The following is an 18,635-nucleotide window of genomic DNA, read 5'->3' on the forward strand; positions in this document are numbered from 1 at the left end:
AATTTGGGACGGGGCTTTTTTAGCTACCCCGCTTGTGGGGGTAGCTAAAAAGCCCCGTCCCAAATTAGCTACCCTGTTCCGCTGTAACTCGTGGTGAGGTCGTGAGCCTGTAAAACGTGTGCGTGCGCTTGCCGTTCGTATCTGCTATCATTCCTAGTCTGTGCGCTCATGCGGGCGTGGCGGAATTGGTAGACGCGCCAGATTTAGGTTCTGGTGGGATTCCCGTGAAGGTTCGAGTCCTTTCGCCCGCACCAACGCACCTGCGTCGGCTCCCGCCGTCGCGACTCTTTGTTGCATAAAGGTACCAGCACCTCAGATAAGCTGGGCAGTATGAGGAGGAACGTGTTGAACATCACCGCTTCTGACGTCAAGGACGCCAAGCTCACCGCTACGGTCACCATCCCGGCCGCCGACGTCGACGCCGCGATCAAGAAGGCCTACAAGGACACCGCCAAGAAGTACCGCTTCCCGGGCTTCCGCGCCGGCAAGGCTCCCCGTCCGGTCATCGACTCTGCTCTTGGCGCCGAGGCTACCCTCGCTCAGGCCACCAACGACCTGATTGCCGCCAACGAGCCCGTCGTCCTCAACGAGCTGGACATCGTCCCCACCAAGAGCGGTGACTACAAGGAGCTCGACCTCGCCAAGGATCACGAGGACTACACCTACACCGTCGAGTTCTCCCTGCGTCCTGCCGCTGAGCTCTCCTCCTTCGACGCCGTCGAGATCGAGATGCCTCCCGCGGAGGTCACCGAGTCCGAGATCAACAACCAGGTCGAGATGCTCCTCAACTACCGTGCCACCTTCGAGGACGTCGAGGGTCGCGCCGTCGAGGCTGACGACTACGTGACCGTCGACCTCAAGGCCGTCGAGAACGCCGACAACTTCGCCGCCGAGGGCCGTATGCTCATCGCCGGTAGCGACAGCAACCCCAAGGAGTTCAACGAGGCCCTGATCGGCGCTAACGTCGACGACGTCAAGACCGTCACTTGGACCGACGAGGTCGAGGAGGGCGAGGAGGCCGAGACCCACACCGTCGAGGTCACCGTCAAGGGCATCAAGGTCCGCAACACCCCCGAGCTCACCGACGAGCTCGTCAAGTCCGACTTTGGCTTCGACAGCATCGACGCTATGCGCGACGCCATCAAGATCGAGATTGAGCAGGACAAGGCTTCCCGCCTGCCGGCCGAGAAGGAGAACCGTTGCGTCTCCGCTCTCGCCGAGCGTCTGCAGCTCGACGAGATGGACGCCGACTATGAGCAGTCCGTCTTTGAGGAGCTTGGTCAGAACTTCCTGTCCAACCTCGCTGCCCGCGGCATGACGCTGGACACCTGGCTGCCCGCTTCCGGCCTGACCATGGAGCAGTTCATCGGCGACCTGCACAAGCAGGCCAACGACGTTGCCCGTGAGTCCCTGGCGCTCGACGCGCTCGCCCGTGAGCTCAAGATCGAGGTCACCGAGGACGACATCAACGCCGAGTTCGAGAAGGCCGGCGTCAAGGACGTCGAGGCTTCCAAGGCCGAGTTCATTGCCGATGGCCGCATGCCTGCCGTCCGCGAGTCCATCCGTCGCTCCAAGGCCGTCGATCACCTGGTCGAGAACGCCAAGGTGACCGAGGTCGATGAGACTGCCAAGGACGCCGAGTAATTCTCGCCACCTTTTCCGCGAGCGCATGGATGCGCCCGTGATAGGGTAAAGTTATAAGCCGGTTATCCGGTTGCTTCGTACGGTGCCAGCCAATGCATAGCATGCGGGCACCGTACGTTTATCTAGAACCAATTTGGTCCGCAAGAGAGAAATGGAGATGCGTATGATCGCTAAGTTCGATTCCGCCCTCGTGCCATACGTTATCGAGCAGACGCCGCGCGGCGAGCGCAGCTACGATATCTATTCGCGCCTGCTCAACGACCGCATCATTTTCTTGGGCGAGGAGATCAACTCCGTCAGCGCCAACCTGGTCGTTGCCCAGCTGCTGCATCTTGAGAGCCAGGATGCCGAGAAGGATATCTCGCTCTACATCAATTCGCCCGGTGGCGAGGTCTACTCCGGCCTGGCGATTCTGGACACCATGAACTTCATTAAGCCGCAGGTCTCCACCATTTGCGTGGGTATGGCCGCGTCCATGGCTGCCGTGCTGCTTTCGGCCGGCGCCAAGGGCAAGCGCTTCTGCCTGCCGCACTCCAAGGTCATGATTCACCAGCCCAGCGGCGGTGCCCAGGGCCAGCAGACCGAGATCGAGATTGTGGCCGAGGAGATCAAGAAGACCCGCCGCGAGCTCAACCAGATCCTGTCCGACGCTTCGGGCCAGCCCATCGAGAAGGTCCAGGCCGATACCGAGCGCGACAACTACCTGACCGCTGCCGAGGCCCTCGACTACGGCCTGATCGATCGTATCGTCACCTCGCGCGACCTCGCCGCGAAGGACGCCTAGGATGGCAGGTAACATGCAGGACAACTTTGACGAGAACGGCAACCCCATCCGCTGCTCCTTCTGCGGAAAAGAGCAGGGACAGGTTCGCCGCCTTGTTAAGGGTCCGACCAACATCTTTATCTGTGACGAGTGCGTCGCCGCCTGCTCCGAGATCCTTGAGGAGTCGCTGGCTTCGGACTTTATGGACGCCGCCCGCAACGGCAATCTCCCGGGTTTTCTCAACGACCACGGCCAGGCTGCGTCTCAGCCCGCCGTTGACCCCGAGACGGAGGGCTTTGAGCTTGAGGACGACCGTCAGGTGATTACGCACGTGCCGACACCGCACGAGATCTATGACGAGCTTTCGGCCTATGTTATGGGGCAGGAGGACGCCAAGCGCGCCATGTCGGTGGCCGTGTACAACCACTACCGTCGCGTGATCGAGGGCGGTGCTGCGGTGTCCGCCCTTGACGAGGCATCGGGCATGGGCGCCCAGTTTGACGATGACATGGACGAGGTGGAGCTCGCCAAGTCCAATATTCTGCTGCTCGGCCCCACCGGTACCGGTAAGACGCTGCTGGCCCAGACGCTCGCGCGCATTCTCGAGGTGCCGTTTGCCATTGCCGATGCCACCGCGCTCACCGAGGCCGGTTACGTTGGCGAGGACGTTGAGAACATCCTGCTCAAGCTCATCAACGCCGCCGATGGCGATATTGAGCGCGCGCAGGTGGGCATCATCTACGTGGACGAGATCGACAAGATCGCCCGCAAAGCCGAGAACCTCTCCATCACCCGTGACGTTTCGGGCGAGGGCGTTCAGCAGGCGCTGCTTAAGATTCTTGAGGGCACGGTGGCCAGCGTTCCGCCCACCGGCGGCCGCAAGCATCCCCAGCAGGAGCTGCTGCAGATCGACACGACCAACATCCTGTTCATCTGCGGCGGTGCCTTCGTTGGTCTAGACAAGATCATCGCCGACCGCGTGGGCAACAAGGGCGTGGGCTTTAACTCCGAGATCGCCGGCCCCACTTCGGTCGATGAGAACGACCTGCTGCGCCAGGTGCTCCCGCAGGACCTCAACGCCTTTGGCATGATCCCTGAGTTCGTGGGTCGTACGCCCGTCGTCACTCAGACGCAGGCGCTCGACGAGGACGACCTGGTGTCGATCCTGACCGAGCCCAAGAACGCCGTGGTGCGTCAGTATCGCAAGATGTTCCAGCTCGAGGACGTTGAGCTTGAGTTTGAGGACGCCGCCCTGCACGAGATCGCCCGCATGGCGCTTGCCCGTAAGACCGGCGCCCGCGGCCTGCGCGCCATCTGCGAGGACGTTCTGCAGCAGACGATGTTCGACCTCCCCAGCGAGGAGGGCGTTGCCAAGGTCGTCGTAACCGAAGCCGCCGTCAAGGGCGAAGAGCAGCCACAGCGCATCTACGGCTAGACCTGCCTAAAACGTGCTTGCTAATAGCCTCCGGCCACCCGCGGTCGGAGGCTATTTTATATATGCGCAATAACCCCAACTACCTGTGTTATTCTGTGTGTCTGTTTAAGCCTCAGCGAAGTCGTTCAGACTGAAGTAATCGATACCTAAGGGGAGGAATGTAGGCCCTGGCGGGCCTACATTCCTCCCCGGCGGGACAGGGAGAGATATATGGAAGAAATGCCCAAGAACTACGATCCGTCGACCAACGAGCCGGCGATCCTGCAGAAGTGGCTTGACGGCGGCTACTACAAGCGCCGCGCCGGTGTGGGCGACTGCACCGTCACCATTCCGCCTCCCAATGTGACCGGCAAGCTCCACATGGGTCACGCCACCGACGACTCCATCCAGGACGCCATCATCCGTATGGCCCGCATGCGCGGCAAGTCCACGCGCTGGGTTCTGGGCACCGACCACGCCGGTATCGCTACGCAGACCAAGGTCGACAAGAAGCTCAAGAGTGAGGGCATCAGCCGCCTGGAGATTGGCCGCGATAAGTTTGTCGACGCTTGCTGGGACTGGACCCACGAGTACGGCGGCATCATCGTCGAGCAGATCAAGCGCATGGGCTGCTCCGTCGACTTCGACAACGAGCGCTTTACCATGGACGAGGACTACGCGCAGGCCGTGCGCAAGGTCTTCTGCGACTGGTACCACGATGGTCTGATTTACCGCGGCAAGCGCATCGTCAACTGGTGCCCCAACTGCACCACCGCTATCTCGGACGACGAGGCCGAGTATAAGGACGAGAAGGGCCACCTGTGGCACCTGCGCTACCCGCTGACCGAGCCGGTCAACGGCCAGGATTACATCGTCGTCGCCACCACGCGCCCCGAGACCATGCTCGGCGACACGGGCGTCGCTGTCTCCCCGAAGGATCCCGAGAAGGCCGCCTTTGTGGGTAAGACCGTCAAGCTCCCCATTGTCGACCGAGAGATCCCCATCTTTGAGGATTGGCATGTCGATGCCAACTTTGGTTCCGGCTTCGTTAAGGTCACCCCGGCCCACGACCCCAACGATTACGCCATGGGTCAGGCTCACGACCTGCCGCAGATCAACATCTTCGACGAGCACGCAGTGGTCGTCGAGGGCTACGGCGAGTTCACCGGCATGAACCGCGACGAGTGCCGCGAGGCCGTCATCAAGTGGTTCGAGGAGCACGACCTGCTCGATCACGTCGAGGACCTCGACCACTCCGTCATGCATTGCTACCGTTGCGACGCCGCGCTGGAGCCGTGGCTGTCCGAGCAGTGGTTTGTCGCCGTCGACAAGCTCAAGGGGCCGGCACTCGACGCTGTCAACTCTGGCAAGGTCACCTTCCATCCCGCGCGCTGGACGCAGACCTACACCACCTGGATGGAGAACCTTAAGGACTGGTGCATCAGCCGCCAGCTGTGGTGGGGCCACCGTATCCCCGTGTTCTACTGCGAGGACTGTGGCTGGGAGGACGCCCTGACCGAGGACACCGACGTGTGCCCTAAGTGCGGCGGCCATCACGTGCATCAGGACGAGAACGTGCTGGACACGTGGTTTAGCTCGCAGCTGTGGACCTTCGCCACGCAGGGCTGGCCGCAAAAGCCGGAGCTGCTCGAGGGCCATCACCCCACGACGGCGCTTGTCACCGCGCGCGACATCATCGCGCTGTGGGTCGCCCGCATGGTCATGAGCTCGCTGTACTTCCTGGACGAGGTGCCGTTTAAGGACGTCGTCATCTACCCGACGATCCTTGCCAAGGACGGCAGCCGCATGTCCAAGTCCAAGGGCAACGGCGTTGACCCCATGGATCTCATTGGTATGTACGGCGCCGACGCCATGCGCTACAACTTGCTCACGCTGTGCACCAACAACCAGGACGTCAAGTTCGACGCGAATATCGACAAGAAGACCAAGAAGCTTATCGACAGCCCGCGTACCGACCAGGCCAAGTCGTTTGTTACCAAAATCTGGAACGCCAGCCGCTTCCTGCTTATGAACATGGAGGGCTACACGCCCGGCGAGCCCGTCGTGGAGACGCCGGCTGACGCCTGGATGTTCAGCCGCCTGGCCAAGGCCGTCAAGATGGTCACCGAAGGTATCGAGAACTACACCTTTGGCGACATGGCCCGCGGCGTGCAGCAGTTCTTCTGGAACGAGGTCTGCGACTGGTACGTCGAGGTCACCAAGGCCCGCCTGAAGGGCGAAGGCCGTCTGCAGGCGCAGCGCAACCTGATCTTTGTGCTCGACACGTCCATTCGCCTGATGCACCCGCTTATGCCGTTTGTCACTGAGGAGATCTGGGACAACATGCCGGCGAGCGTGCTCGACCTGGACGCCGAGGGCAACGTGGACCGCGCCGAGGCGCTCATGATCGCCAAGTGGCCCGAGCCCGCCGATTACGCCAAGTACGTCGACGAGGACGCCGAGCGCGCGTTTGAGCTGTGCCGCACCGTCGTTTCCGCCGCCCGCGCCACGCGTTCGCGCTATCGCTTGAGCCCCAAGGCCGAGCTCGACGTGGTCGTGCGTGCCGGTGCCGAGGACATCGAGAAGCTCGAGAGCCTGCGCTCCACGATTGAGCCGCTGGCGAACACGGCTTCGCTGGTCATGGGCACCGACGTTGAGAAGCCGGCCGCGAGCATTGCTGTGGTCGACAGCGGCGTCGAGGTCTTTGTGGTGCTCGAGGGCAAGGTTGACCTTTCGGCCGAGAAGGCACGCCTGGAGAAGGAGATCGCCGCGGCCCAGAAGGAGCTCGCCGGCTGCGAGAAGACGCTCGCCAACGAGGGCTTTGTGGCTAAGGCCGCGCCCGCGGTGGTCCAGAAGAAGAGGGACCGTGCAGCTGAGCTCAAGGAGATCCTGGCGGCGCTGACTGCTCAGGTTGCTGACTTCTCGTAGGTCTAACTTGGGGGCGCGTCCCGATGCTTTGCTCTCCGCTGCGGACAGTCCTGCGCAAGACGGACAGCACATTAAGTGCTGTCCTTTGCGTGCGGAACTTGCGGCGAGCAAAGCATCGGGCCGCTCCTACTTCGTTTACGTGGTTGTTTACAACTGGTAGGTTAGGGCCACTGGGTTGTGGCCTTGATCATGCTGCAAGCGGATAAAGGCTGATATTGTCAACGCGAGGGGCTCATTCTTTTTGATGGGCCTCTTTTTCTGTAATTGGAGACTTTGGGTTATGGCTAAGCGTTCTGGGTCGTATGTCGTTCCTTTCTCGTTTGAGTTGCTTTCGTTTGATGAGGCTGTGGGGCTTGCTGCTGATACTGGGCGGATTTCTGGGGATGCTGGTCCTCTGCTTGAGACGGTTGTCGATATGCTTGATGAGCTGGGACGTCCGGATGAGTATTTCGATTGCATTCAGGTTGCCGGTACCAATGGCAAGACTTCGACCACGCGTTTTTCGGCTGCCATCCTTCGCGGTGAGGGGCTCAAGACCGCGCTGTATACGTCGCCGCAGCTGGTGCGCTATCCCGAGCGCATGGAGGTCGATGGGCGCGTTGTGAGTGATGAGGCGTTTGCCCGTGGCGTTTCGGCAGCTGTTGAGGCTGGACATCGCGTGAATGCTCGTCGTGTGGCGGCGGGGGAGCGCGCCTATACCATCACACCGTTTGACCTGCTGACGGCTGCCGCGCTGGTGGTGTTTGCCGAGGCTGCAGTGGACGTTGCTGTGCTCGAGGTCGGCATGGGCGGCCGTTGGGACGCCACGAGTGCGACCGATCCCGTCGCCGTTGCCATCACCGGCATCGGGCTCGACCACACGCGTGTCCTGGGCGACACGCTCGAGGCCATTGCGGGGGAGAAGGCTGCGGTCATCAAGCCCGGACGCTTGGTTGTGCTGGGCGAGGGTACGCACGAGGCGAGCGTTCAGCGCGTGATGGATGCCCGTTGTCGCGAGTGCGGTGTGGTTCCGCTGGTGGTGAGCCACGCCACGACCAAGGTGCCGGCGCATGTGGGCGATACGGTGGAGTTTAGCTGCACCACGCCGCGCGCGATCTATACGTCGAGTATGGTCAAGCCGGCGTATCAGCCGCAGAATGCCGCGTGCGCGATTATGCTTTGCGAGGGGTACCTGGGTCGCGAGCTCGATCATGACAAGCTCGATGCGTCGCTTATGGGCTGTCCCACGCCGGGCCGATTTGATGTGCTGGGAACTGATCCGCTCAAGCTGATCGATGCCTGCCATAACCCTCAGAGCTGCGAGAACTTTGTGAGCGCGCTGGACGAGATCGATCCGTGCGTGGAGAACCGCCCCACGCTGCTGTGTGCCGCGCTGGCCGATAAGGACGTGGCGGGTATCGTCGATGTGCTGATTCCGGCTTTCCCGCGTGTGGTCGTAACGCAGACCGATTCCGATCGTGCCCTGCCGGCAGAGGAGCTCGCTGCCCTGGTGGATGCCGACAAGCTCGCGGGCGTATACCCCAGCGTATCCGAAGCCCTCGCAGCTTTCGAAGCCGCGGGCGAGCCCTTCGTAGCAGCCGGCACCATCACGTTAGCCGGCGAAGTTGCCGGTCTGCTGCGCTAACCTCTTTTGGTGGGCAGCTAATTGGCATGCTTGCCACGAAATGGGCCTATCTACTACGTTTAATCGACTGCCCTCGACCACGCTGAGAATTACGAAAGCAAAACCGCAGGTAGATGGCTTGCCAGTTTTGAGAAAACGCGGGTGTGGTCGACCCATGTGGATTAAACGTAGTAGATAGCCCGTTTTCGTGGCGCATCTCTAGACTGTCAAATTGGTCGACTTGGCCCCATGGCAGTTGCGGTGAAATAGTTCCTGGATTATGCCTCTGTGGGCCAATCTGGGAACTATTCCACCGCAACTAATTGAGGGGCTATTGGGTAAGGGCTAGTCGAGGCGGACTGGGTCGTGGGGGTAGCCGTTGAGAATCTCGACGCCGGACTCGGTGACCAGGGCAAGGTCCTCGATGCGGACGCCGGTGTGGCCGGGGAGGTAGATGCCCGGCTCGATGGAGAATGTCATGCCCGGCTCTACGACCTGCTCGTTGACAAGGGAAACGTCACCAGGCTCGTGGTCCTGCAGACCGATCGAGTGTCCCAGGCGGTGCGTAAAGAACTGCCCATAGCCAGCGTCCTCAATCACGTCGCGCGCGGCACGGTCCAGGTCGCACATGCGCACGCCCGGGGCGATGAGCGCCTCGGCGGCCTCGTTGGCGCGGCGCACGATGTCGTAGATGCGTGCGGTTTCCTCGTCCGGCTCGCCCCAAAAGAACGTGCGCGTCATGTCCGAGCAGTAGTTGCGGCGACGTCCACCAATGTCGAACAGCACCACGTCACCGCGCTTGAGTACGGTGTCGTCGGGCTCGTGATGCGGGTCGCCGGCGTTGGCGCCAAAGCTTACGATGGGCGGAAAGCTAAAGCCCTCGCAGCCGTGATTGCGGTACAGACCGAGCATCTGGTCGGCAATTTCGCGCTCTGTCACGCCTTCGTGAACGAGCTTGATGGCGTCGGCCATCACGGCGTCGTTGGCGGCCGAGGACACGCGCATGAGCTCCTGCTCGGCTTCGTCCTTGTGGGCGCGTGCGGCGGTGACGGCAAAGTCGCCCAGGAAGAACTCGCTCGCGGCATGATGATCTATAAGGGGCATCAAAAAGCCTGAGCGCATAACGGTATCGATGCCGAGGGGCTTGGCAGGATTGATCTCGCGTGCGATGGCGTCGGTCACGACGTCGGTGTCGTTGTGGTAGGCCACGCGGGCATTGTCGTACTCGGGCAGCTGATGCAGGGCGTTGACCAAGATCACCGGCTCGGCATCGCGCGTGAGCAGCACGCCACAAAATCGTTCGAACATATCGGCATAAAAGCCGGTCAGATAGTAGATCGACCACGGGTCATTCACGAGCAACTGCGCGCCGGGGTGTTGAGCCTCGAGCGCATCGAGCACGCGCGCCACGCGCTGGTCATCGACATGTGCCATGAAACATCCTTTCGCTAGGGTGCCACCATGGTATCCCTAATGCCAGGGTGGTCAATTTGGGAAGGGGCTATTTTAGCTGCGTCAAACATGCGGAATGATAGGTAAAAGTAGTCACAAGAGGCCGTTCCAAATGGGCTGGTTTCAAAACTATGGCGGATTACGGGGCTGGACCTGTATTACTTGACCATGGGAATAATCGCGAAATTAAAACCGCAGGTAGACGGCTTATCAAAAATCGAAAAAAGCCGGTATGGATGGGGGTCTCCGAATCAGCCCCGTAATCCGGCATAGTTTTGAAATGGCACTAAAGTAGGCACAAGCTAAATACCGATTCCAAGGATAGTTGCGGTGGAATAGTTCCTGGATGCCGGGGTTTTGGCGGAAATCAGGAACCATTTCACCGCAACTGAGGAGGGGATGGAGTTGATGGTGGGGTAGTTAAAAGAGTCCCGTCCCAAATGGGCTACTTAGGCGAGGTCGATGTCCATGCTGGCGATGAGGTCGATGTTGGTGTTGAGGAGGTTCTCCAGCACGACGTCGCCCATGCTGATGGGGGCATTGACGACCAAGCCGCGGATGAGGTCCATCGCCTGGGCGTGGAGTTCGAGCGGGATGGCTTCGGCCGTGCGCACGGGCAGCAGCGCCTCGTCGCCGCCGGATACGGCCACGGTGGTGGTGAGCACGCGCATGGGGCAGGTGAGCTCCTGGTGCGCGAATTTATCACCGCGCGGGCAGCTGTTTCCGGTCACGGAGCGCACCTCTACCACGGCACCGTCTGCGCCGCGCTCGACCTCCACGGTCAGGAGGCATTCGGATGGGCAGGTGGTGCAGTTGAACTGCAGCGACTCGATCACATTCGTGCTCATGACGTTATACCTCCTCGACGGGATCGACGGACAGGACTATCTCGTTGGCGCCTAGGTCGAGTGCGCGCTGAATCACCTTTGCCGGTAGCGGGAAGCTCTCCATGACGCTCGGTTTAAACGGGCGGATCTTGCCTGCAAACAGTTCCTCGTCGCCTGCCAGGATACGTACGCGGGCGGCATCGACCGGTCGGCGTACGCGGAAGTTGAGCTTAGTGAGCCCGACGGTCGTAATGCGGCCCGGCAGTGCGTAGCCTGCGATGCCGGCGGGGGAGACCGTGAGCTGGCAACCCGTGCCCGCAGCGTTTGCCCCTGCGTCGCCGCCCAACGCCCACGCCGCCGCTGCCGCACCGGCACGCTCGGACTCGGTCGTCACGTTATCGGCTAGGTCGTGCACGTGCAGCACGTTGCCGCAGGCAAAAATGCCCGGCACGCCCGTTTGCAGACTCTGGTCCACCACAGCGCCGCGCGTGCGTGGGTCAAGTTCAACGCCTGCGGCAACCGAAAGCTCGTTCTCGGGAATCAGGCCCACCGAAAGCAGTAGCGTGTCGCACGGAACGATGCGCTCGGTTCCCGGAATGGGCGCCAGATGCTCGTCGACCTGGCTCACTTCGACGGCCTCCACGCGGTCGTGCCCGATCACACGTGTGACGGTGGTGGACAGGTGCAGCGGAATGCCAAAGTCGTCCAGGCAGTTCTTCACATTGCGGCGCAGGCCGTTGGCGTAGGGCATGAGCTCGTACACGCCCTCGACGGAAATCCCCTCGAGCGTGCAACGGCGTGCCATGATCAGCCCGATGTCGCCCGAGCCCAAAATGACGGCGCGAGAGCCGGGTTTGAGGTTCTCGATATTGATGTATCGCTGCGCCAGGCCGGCCGTAAACACGCCGGCGGGGCGGCTGCCGGGGATCTTGATCTCGCTGCGGGTGCGCTCGCGGCAACCCATGGCAAGGACGACCGCGTGCCCGGTGAGCTGCAACATGCCGGTGGGGCTCATGAGCGTGACGGTGTGGGCCTCGGCGTCTTCCGTGGACTCACCCGAATCAATCTCAAGTACCATGCTGTCCAAGAACAACGCAATGTTGGTCGCGCGCACCTGGTCGATAAAGCGCTGCGCATACTCGGGGCCGGTTAACTCCTGCTTAAAGTGCGATAGGCCAAAGCCGGGGTGGATGCACTGGCGCAGGATGCCGCCCAAGTGCTGCTCACGCTCCACGATAGCCACGCGCGCGCCGGCCTTATGCGCGGCAAGTGCGGCAGCCATGCCGGCAGGTCCGCCGCCGATAGCAATCACGTCGAAGGCCAGCGTAGGTACTGCCTCAACGGCATCGCTAGCAATCGCGCTCGATTTGAATTCCGCCATCCTAGCGCACCCCCTTCAAAGGTCCCTCAACGAGCCACGAGCCAGTGTCCTCCAGCAGCACCTCGCTGGGGTCACACCCCAGCTCACGGGCCAGAATCGCCACCACGCGGCTCTGGCAAAAGCCGCTCTGGCAGCGGCCCATGCCCGCGCGACAGCGGCGTTTGACGCCCTCGAGCGAAACCGCACCCGGGCGGCGTCGGATCGCGGCTACAATCTCGGCCTCGGGCACCGTCTCGCAGCGGCAGACGATCTGCCCCCATGCAGGGTCGGACTCAATGAGTTCCTCCTTGCGCGCAAGCGGCGCACGGTCGAAGTCGTCCGGCGCGCGGCGAATCGGGTCCCAGTCGGCCCGTTCGCGCAAAGCAACGCCCGCCTCGCGCATCACGTGCTCCATGCGCTCGGCAATGGCCGGCGCGCTCGCCACGCCTGGCGACTGAATGCCCGCCGCCTGAAACAGCCCCGGCACCACGGCGGACTGCCCAATAAAGAAGTCGTTCGTTCCCTTAATGACCGGACGCCCGCCGGCGAATGCGCGTACCACGCGACGCGTGTCCAGATCGGGCACCAGCTTGCGTGCTCCCGTCAGCAGCGCGTTCACATCGCTCGCATAAGTCTGTGTGTCGCCCGGCTCGCGCACGGCAGCGGTCGCGGTGATCACGGTGTTGCCGTGGACCGTGCCTGTGACGATAACGCCCTTGGACACCGGCGTGGGCACGGGGTAGAGCGGCATCAGCGCGCGCGGCTCCTTGTCCAGCACCACAATGTTTCCCTGGCGCCAGACCATCTGGAACTCCTCGGCGCCCGCCATATGCGAGATGTCGGCGGCGCCGTTGCCCGCGGCGTTGATCAGATAACGGCAGAGCACATCGCCGGCAGGCGTTACCAGCGTAAAGCGCGCAGCCCCGTCGGTAGCCTCGCCACTAGCAACCTCAATCGCTTCCACCGGCGCGGACCGCATAAACGTCACGCCGTTGGCAACTGCGTTCTCCAGCGCGGCGATGGCGACCTCAAATGGATCGACAAAACCGGTCGAGGGACACCATAGTGCGCACGTGGCCTGGGCACTCGCACGCGGCTCCAGCTCGTGGATGCGCTCGGGGCCGACAATCGACAGCTCGGGCACGCCGTTGGCCAGGCCATTCTGGCGCAGCTTCTCCAGGTGTGCGCGGTCTTCGTCGTTAAACCCCAGCACCATCGACCCGGTCCGGCGGAACAAAAAGCCTAGCTCCTGGGCCCACGTGCCATATAGCTCGCAACCACGAGCGTTGACCTGCGCCTTTACCGTGCCTGGAGCCGGATCGTAGCCGGCGTGCACCAGGCCGCCGTTGGCCTTCGACGCGCCCAGGGCGATGTCGTTGGCCGCCTCGACCACGCAAATGGACAGGTCATAGCGCGCGAGTTGCCGCGCGATGGCGCACCCGGTAATGCCCGCGCCCACAATCGCGATATCAAACGTTTCCGTCACAGTGCCTCCCAGACAAGTTGACAGGCTGTCAATAAGACTATCCTACGGTCTGCACACCCCCAGCGCAGCGGCAATGCGGCGAACAGCCCCGCAACACCCGCCAACGGCAGGCGAGGGCCGGCCCGGCACGGATGCCGGCCACGTTAGAACCGAGTTCTTCCCGCCCAACCTCGCGTTCTGCGCCGTTACCTGGTACAGATCGAGACGTTAAGTCCACAGACGCACGTTCGTCTTGATCTGTAGCAGTAGGAGGGGGGGATTGTGGTCCTACGTGTTACAGATCGAGACGTTAGCCCGTCCGGTTATGTGTATGTCTCGATCTGTAACAGCTGGCAGGGTTTTTGGACCCTTTCTGTTACGGGTTGAGACAAACTTTCCGACGGATTTTGAATGTCTCGATCTGTAACAGCAAGAACTGTTTTTGGGTTCTAGATGTTACAGATCGAGATTTAAGTCGGGGAGAGAAGGGTTTGTCTAAATCTGTAGCATCTGGGACTGTTTTTGCCGAGTAGTTGTTACAGATTGAGACATTCTGTTTGGGCGGTTGTCTTTGTCTCGATCTGTAACAGTTAGCTGTGGATTTGGGTTCTAGATGTTACAGATTGAGATAATCATCGGGCGGTCTGTCCGTTCATCTTGATCTGTAACAGTAAAAGGGGTTTTGGGGCTCAGGATGTTACAGATCGAGATTGAAGTCGGGGAGGGACCCCTGTGTCTCGATCTGTAACATCTAGACCCGGATTCCGCCTCCACCTGTTACAGATTGAGATGTTTGTGTCCGCGCCAGCCCCGTATCCAGCCGTGGTCCCATATAAACAAACCCCGTGGTAAACTTGACCGGACTGTAAATATTCCGAAAGGTACACCTCAATGTCCAAATACATCAACGAGCTCATGTCGCCGCAGCTTATGGGCGTCATCTATGCCTTCGTGGGCTTTATCATCGCCCTGTACGTGCTGTCGGTCGTCTATGTGTTCATCGACGCTCGCCGCCGCGGCGCCAGCGCCTACGTGGCATGGGGCATCATCGCCCTGATCCCGTTTGTGGGCCTCATCGCCTACCTGGTCCTGCGCCCGCACTCCTACGCGGCCGACCGCGAGGAGCAGGAGCTGGACATGGCCCTGCGCGAGCGCCAGCTTGCCCAGTACGGCACCTGCCCGCAGTGCGGCGCGCCCATCGAGAAGGACTTTGTCGTCTGCCCCGTGTGCGACACCCAGGTTCGCAACGTGTGCCCCAGCTGCCATCGCCCGCTCGACGCGCACTGGAAGGTCTGCCCCTACTGCCGAACTCGCATCCAGTAACGCATCCATCGCCGGGCCGGCGTAAGCCACGGGCGTGCCGCAAGCACGCGCACCCCGCCCCCACACGATGAAGCATGCGTAGAAAATCGCCCGCCGTGCCATTAAGGTGCGGCGGGCGCTTGTATACCAAGGCAACCTGCCTATAATGATGCAAGTCAAAAACGCCGAGCGCATCGCACGCACTTGCATTAGGCATCCGAGAGGAGAAAACATACCCATGAAGGCACTCTACAATGACGGTTCGGTGGCCGAGCTCCCGCAGGACGAGGTCACGCACGTCATCCGCCACTCCGCCGCGCACATCATGGCGCAGGCCATCAAGCGCCTGTACCCCGAGGCCGACTTTGCCTACGGCCCCGCGACCGACAACGGCTTCTACTACGACGTCGACCTGCCCGAGGGCGTCAAGATCAGCGAGGACGACTTCCCCGCGATCGAGGCCGAGATGAAGAAGATCGTCAAGGAGAACCTCAAGTTCTCCGTGTGCGAGAAGCCCCGCGCCGAGGCCATCGCCCTTATGGAGGAGCGCGGCGAGAAGTACAAGGTCGAGCACATCGGCGACCTGGACGACGACGCCCGCATCACCTTCTACCAGCAGGGCGACTACATCGACATGTGCGTCGGCCCCCACATCTGCTACACCAAGGCGCTGAAGGCCTTTAAGCTCACCGGCGTCTCGGGCGCTTACTGGAAGGGCGACAAGGACAATAAGATGCTCACGCGCATCAACGGCGTCGCCTTTGCCACCAAGGAGGAGCTCGACGAGCACATGCACATGCTGGAGGAGGCCAAGAAGCGCGACCACCGCAAGATCGGCCGCGAGATGGACCTCTTTATGATGCGCGACGAGGCCCCCGGCTTCCCGTTCTTCCTGCCCAACGGCATGATCCTTAAGAACACGCTGCTGGACTACTGGCGCGAGATTCACCACAAGGCCGGCTACGTGGAGATCTCCACGCCGCTCATCATGAACAAGCAGCTGTGGAAGACCTCGGGCCACTGGGACCACTACAAGGACAACATGTACTCCACCGTCATCGACGACGAAGAGTACTGCATTAAGCCCATGAACTGCCCGGGCGGCGTGCTGGTGTACGCCTCCAAGCCGCACTCCTATCGCGAGCTGCCCATTCGCGCCGGCGAGATTGGCCTGGTGCACCGCCACGAGCTGCGCGGCGCCCTGCACGGTCTGTTCCGCGTGCGCTGCTTTAACCAGGACGACGCCCACCTGTTTGTGCGTCCCGACCAGCTGACCGACGAGATCGTGGGCGTGGTCAACCTCATCGACTCCGTGTACCAGAAGTTTGGCTTTAAGTACCATGTTGAGCTTTCCACCCGCCCCGAGGACTCCATGGGTTCGGACGAGGACTGGGCTCGCGCCGAGGAGGGCCTGCGCACCGCTCTGGAGCAGCTGCACATGGACTACGAGGTCAACGAGGGCGACGGCGCCTTCTACGGCCCCAAGATTGACTTCCACCTGGAGGACTCGCTCGGTCGTACCTGGCAGTGCGGCACCGTCCAGCTCGACTTCCAGATGCCGCTCAACTTTGACCTGGAGTACGTGGACGCCGACGGCACCAAGAAGCGCCCCATCATGCTGCATCGCGTGTGCTTTGGCTCCATCGAGCGCTTCATCGGTATTCTGATTGAGCACTTTGCGGGCAAGTTCCCCACTTGGCTGGCTCCCGTGCAGGTCAAGGCGCTTCCCGTCTCGGAGAAGAGCCGCGACTACGCCCACGAGGTATGCGCCAAGCTGGAGGAGGCCGGCATCCGTGTGGTCTGCGACGACCGCGACGAGAAGATCGGCTACAAGATCCGCGAGGCCCGCAGCATCGACCGCGTGCCCTATATGCTCATCCTGGGCGAGAAGGAGGTCGAGGCCGGCAACATCTCCGTCCGCGATCGTTCCAATGAGACCGTTCAGATGAGCGTTGACGAGTTTGTGGCCAAGGTGCTCGAGGAGATCAAGACTCGCGCCTAAGGCGAGCTCATAGGTTTATAAACCGCACGCATGCGCGGCTGTCCCACCTGTTGGGGCAGCCGCGTTTTTTATGCCGAGCGTGGGGCTGGGAAGAGTTAGTTGCAGTTGCGCAACGCTCACAATATGCCGACAAGCCCCGTAACCGTTTGCCAAAACAAAATGACCCCATAAAAAAGTATTATTGCCTCAATACGGGAAAAGCCGCTGGTAGAGCGGCTTGTTTGTTGCGCAAAAATGTACAGATTTTTGTAGTGGGGTATGGAGATGCGTCCGCTCGCGCCGCAATTTACGCAATCTGGGAAAACGGTCTGGATTTATTCGTATAATGAGCTTCGTCGAAAGATACGAAAAACTGTACTTTTGCGACTGCGCCTAGCTGCGAGCGAGAAGCCTGTTCTTAACGCTCTGTATTCGCATGCGTCGCGGATGCAAGTTAAGGGGCGAGAGATGGAACAGACGATGCGGCGACAAGAGCAGCTGCCCGGCGCCTTTAGTGGCGCCGTCACCAACAGCCAGCAAGGCCGTGTCCGCTGGTATCTGGTCCACACCCCCAACGGTAAAGAGCGCGAGACCTGCGAAAAGGTTCGCCGCATTATCCCGCATGAGCTGATGCAGGACGCTTTCGTGATGCAAAAGGAGTTCTGGTTTAAGCGGGACGGCACCTGGTCGCTTCAAACCAAACCCATGTACAAGGAATACTTCTTCGTCGCCACGCGCGATGCTGCCATGCTCGACAAGGCTTTGGCCCAGCTGAGCTTTGGCTGCCGCATTGCCGGCAGCAGGGAGCGGGCCTACGCGCCCATGCCGGACGATGCGCAGGACTGGTACCGCAGCGTGCTCGACGACGACGGCGTGGTGCGCAACAGCGTGGCGCGCATAGAAGACGGTGTGCTGCACATAGAGCAGGGGCCCTTGGTGGGGCAAGAGGCCCGTGTAAAGAAGATTGACCGTCATAAGCGCTGGTGCCTGGTAGACGTGGGCGAAGGTGACTCCGCTTTTAGAGAGCTGCTTCCGTTGGACGTGCCAAGTAAGACGTAAGGGGACGTCGCACTGGCAATTCATTCGCAATTTGAATTCATCGATTGGGGGATCCCTGGGGACAGGGACGTGGATTTGAGTTTGACTACTAAAGAAATGACAGGGCAAAACGCGCCGGTGGGGGCCGCGTTTGTTGCCCAGGCCATGAGCGGTGGCGAGGTGGGCGTTCGCTACAAAGCCATGCAGGCCGTGAAGGACTGGGACCGTACGCGCCTGGGCTACAGGGCCGTAAAGCGCGCCTTTGACATCGTGTTCAGCGGCTGCGTGCTGGCCGCCATCGCCATACCCAGCCTGGTGCTGGCCGCCGCCATCCGCCTGGAGAGCGAGGGCAACCCGTTCTACAGCCAGATCCGCGTGGGCCAGACCCACCGCGACGGCAGCCTTTCCACCTTCCGCATGTGGAAGTTCCGCAGCATGTTCAAAGACGCCGACAAGCGCCTCGTCGAGCTCAAGGGGCAGAACGAGATCGCCGGCGCCATGTTCAAGATGAGGGACGACCCGCGCGTCACCAAGATCGGCAGGTTCATCCGCAAGCACTCCATCGACGAGTTCCCGCAGTTCCTGAACGTGTTCCTGGGCCAGATGTCCGTCGTCGGCCCGCGCCCGCCTCTGCCGAACGAGGTGGCGGAGTACACCGAGTACGACCTGCAGCGCCTGGCCGTGAAGCCCGGGATCACCGGCTGGTGGCAGGTGACGGAGCGCAATTCGACCGGGTTCGACGGCATGGTCCGCCGAGACCTGGAGTACATCGCCAGCCGAGGCGTCATCACCGATCTCAAGATCGTCGTCCTCACGGTGATCGAGGTCATCACCGGCAAGGGTGCGTGCTAGATGCGC

General features: G+C 61.4%; 13 protein-coding genes and 1 tRNA gene. 10 read left to right on the forward strand and 4 right to left on the reverse strand.

Going from position 1 to position 18,635, the window contains the following annotated elements; all coding sequences use genetic code 11:
• Nucleotides 1-170 precede the first annotated feature (170 nt).
• The 6 genes from AB5Z20_RS00855 (at nt 171) to AB5Z20_RS00880 (ending at nt 8,373) form a co-directional block, all read left to right on the forward strand.
• Nucleotides 171-254, forward strand: a tRNA-Leu gene (locus AB5Z20_RS00855).
• 88 nt (nt 255-342) lie between these two features.
• Nucleotides 343-1,644, forward strand: coding sequence for a trigger factor (tig, locus tag AB5Z20_RS00860; protein WP_368155883.1), 1,302 nt, complete (start codon nt 343-345; stop codon nt 1,642-1,644).
• Between the two features lie 163 nt (nt 1,645-1,807).
• Nucleotides 1,808-2,428, forward strand: a complete 621-nt coding sequence (locus tag AB5Z20_RS00865; protein WP_022095182.1) for an ATP-dependent Clp protease proteolytic subunit — start codon at nt 1,808-1,810, stop codon at nt 2,426-2,428.
• 1 nt (nt 2,429) lies between these two features.
• Nucleotides 2,430-3,842: an ATP-dependent Clp protease ATP-binding subunit ClpX gene (gene clpX / locus AB5Z20_RS00870; protein ID WP_368155884.1), complete on the forward strand. Its 1,413-nt coding sequence runs from the start codon at nt 2,430-2,432 to the stop codon at nt 3,840-3,842.
• Between the two features lie 210 nt (nt 3,843-4,052).
• Nucleotides 4,053-6,749, forward strand: a complete 2,697-nt coding sequence (locus AB5Z20_RS00875) for a valine--tRNA ligase (protein WP_368155886.1) — start codon at nt 4,053-4,055, stop codon at nt 6,747-6,749.
• A 280-nt stretch (nt 6,750-7,029) separates the two neighbouring features.
• Nucleotides 7,030-8,373 (forward strand): folylpolyglutamate synthase/dihydrofolate synthase family protein, encoded by a 1,344-nt coding sequence (locus AB5Z20_RS00880; RefSeq protein WP_368155887.1) that lies wholly within the window; start codon nt 7,030-7,032, stop codon nt 8,371-8,373.
• A gap of 324 nt (nt 8,374-8,697) precedes the next feature.
• On the opposite strand, the gene AB5Z20_RS00885 is transcribed toward AB5Z20_RS00880, so the two are convergent.
• The 4 genes from AB5Z20_RS00885 to AB5Z20_RS00900 all read right to left on the reverse strand — a co-directional run bounded on the left by AB5Z20_RS00885 (nt 8,698) and on the right by AB5Z20_RS00900 (nt 13,477).
• Nucleotides 8,698-9,786 (reverse strand): M24 family metallopeptidase, encoded by a 1,089-nt coding sequence (locus tag AB5Z20_RS00885; protein WP_368155889.1) that lies wholly within the window; start codon nt 9,784-9,786, stop codon nt 8,698-8,700.
• A 467-nt stretch (nt 9,787-10,253) separates the two neighbouring features.
• Complete coding sequence (locus AB5Z20_RS00890) at nt 10,254-10,652, reverse strand: DUF1667 domain-containing protein (protein WP_368155891.1); 399 nt, start codon at nt 10,650-10,652, stop codon at nt 10,254-10,256.
• Between the two features lie 4 nt (nt 10,653-10,656).
• Nucleotides 10,657-12,012 (reverse strand): NAD(P)/FAD-dependent oxidoreductase, encoded by a 1,356-nt coding sequence (locus AB5Z20_RS00895; protein WP_368155892.1) that lies wholly within the window; start codon nt 12,010-12,012, stop codon nt 10,657-10,659.
• Between the two features lies 1 nt (nt 12,013).
• Nucleotides 12,014-13,477: an NAD(P)/FAD-dependent oxidoreductase gene (locus AB5Z20_RS00900; protein ID WP_368155894.1), complete on the reverse strand. Its 1,464-nt coding sequence runs from the start codon at nt 13,475-13,477 to the stop codon at nt 12,014-12,016.
• Between the two features lie 870 nt (nt 13,478-14,347).
• Here AB5Z20_RS00900 and AB5Z20_RS00905 point away from each other — a divergent pair.
• The 4 genes from AB5Z20_RS00905 (at nt 14,348) to AB5Z20_RS00920 (ending at nt 18,629) form a co-directional block, all read left to right on the forward strand.
• On the forward strand, nt 14,348-14,779 hold the full coding sequence (locus AB5Z20_RS00905) for a double zinc ribbon domain-containing protein (RefSeq protein ID WP_089571655.1): 432 nt from the start codon (nt 14,348-14,350) through the stop codon (nt 14,777-14,779).
• Between the two features lie 217 nt (nt 14,780-14,996).
• Nucleotides 14,997-16,760: a threonine--tRNA ligase gene (gene thrS, locus AB5Z20_RS00910; protein ID WP_368155896.1), complete on the forward strand. Its 1,764-nt coding sequence runs from the start codon at nt 14,997-14,999 to the stop codon at nt 16,758-16,760.
• Between the two features lie 447 nt (nt 16,761-17,207).
• Entirely contained in the window at nt 17,208-17,798 is a 591-nt protein-coding gene (locus AB5Z20_RS00915) for a hypothetical protein (RefSeq protein WP_368155897.1), read from the forward strand.
• A gap of 81 nt (nt 17,799-17,879) precedes the next feature.
• Nucleotides 17,880-18,629 (forward strand): sugar transferase, encoded by a 750-nt coding sequence (locus AB5Z20_RS00920; RefSeq protein WP_368155899.1) that lies wholly within the window; start codon nt 17,880-17,882, stop codon nt 18,627-18,629.
• Nucleotides 18,630-18,635 lie beyond the last annotated feature (6 nt).

Origin of the sequence: Collinsella aerofaciens, assembly GCF_040910245.1 — a bacterium.
Classification (GTDB): Bacteria; Actinomycetota; Coriobacteriia; order Coriobacteriales; family Coriobacteriaceae; genus Collinsella.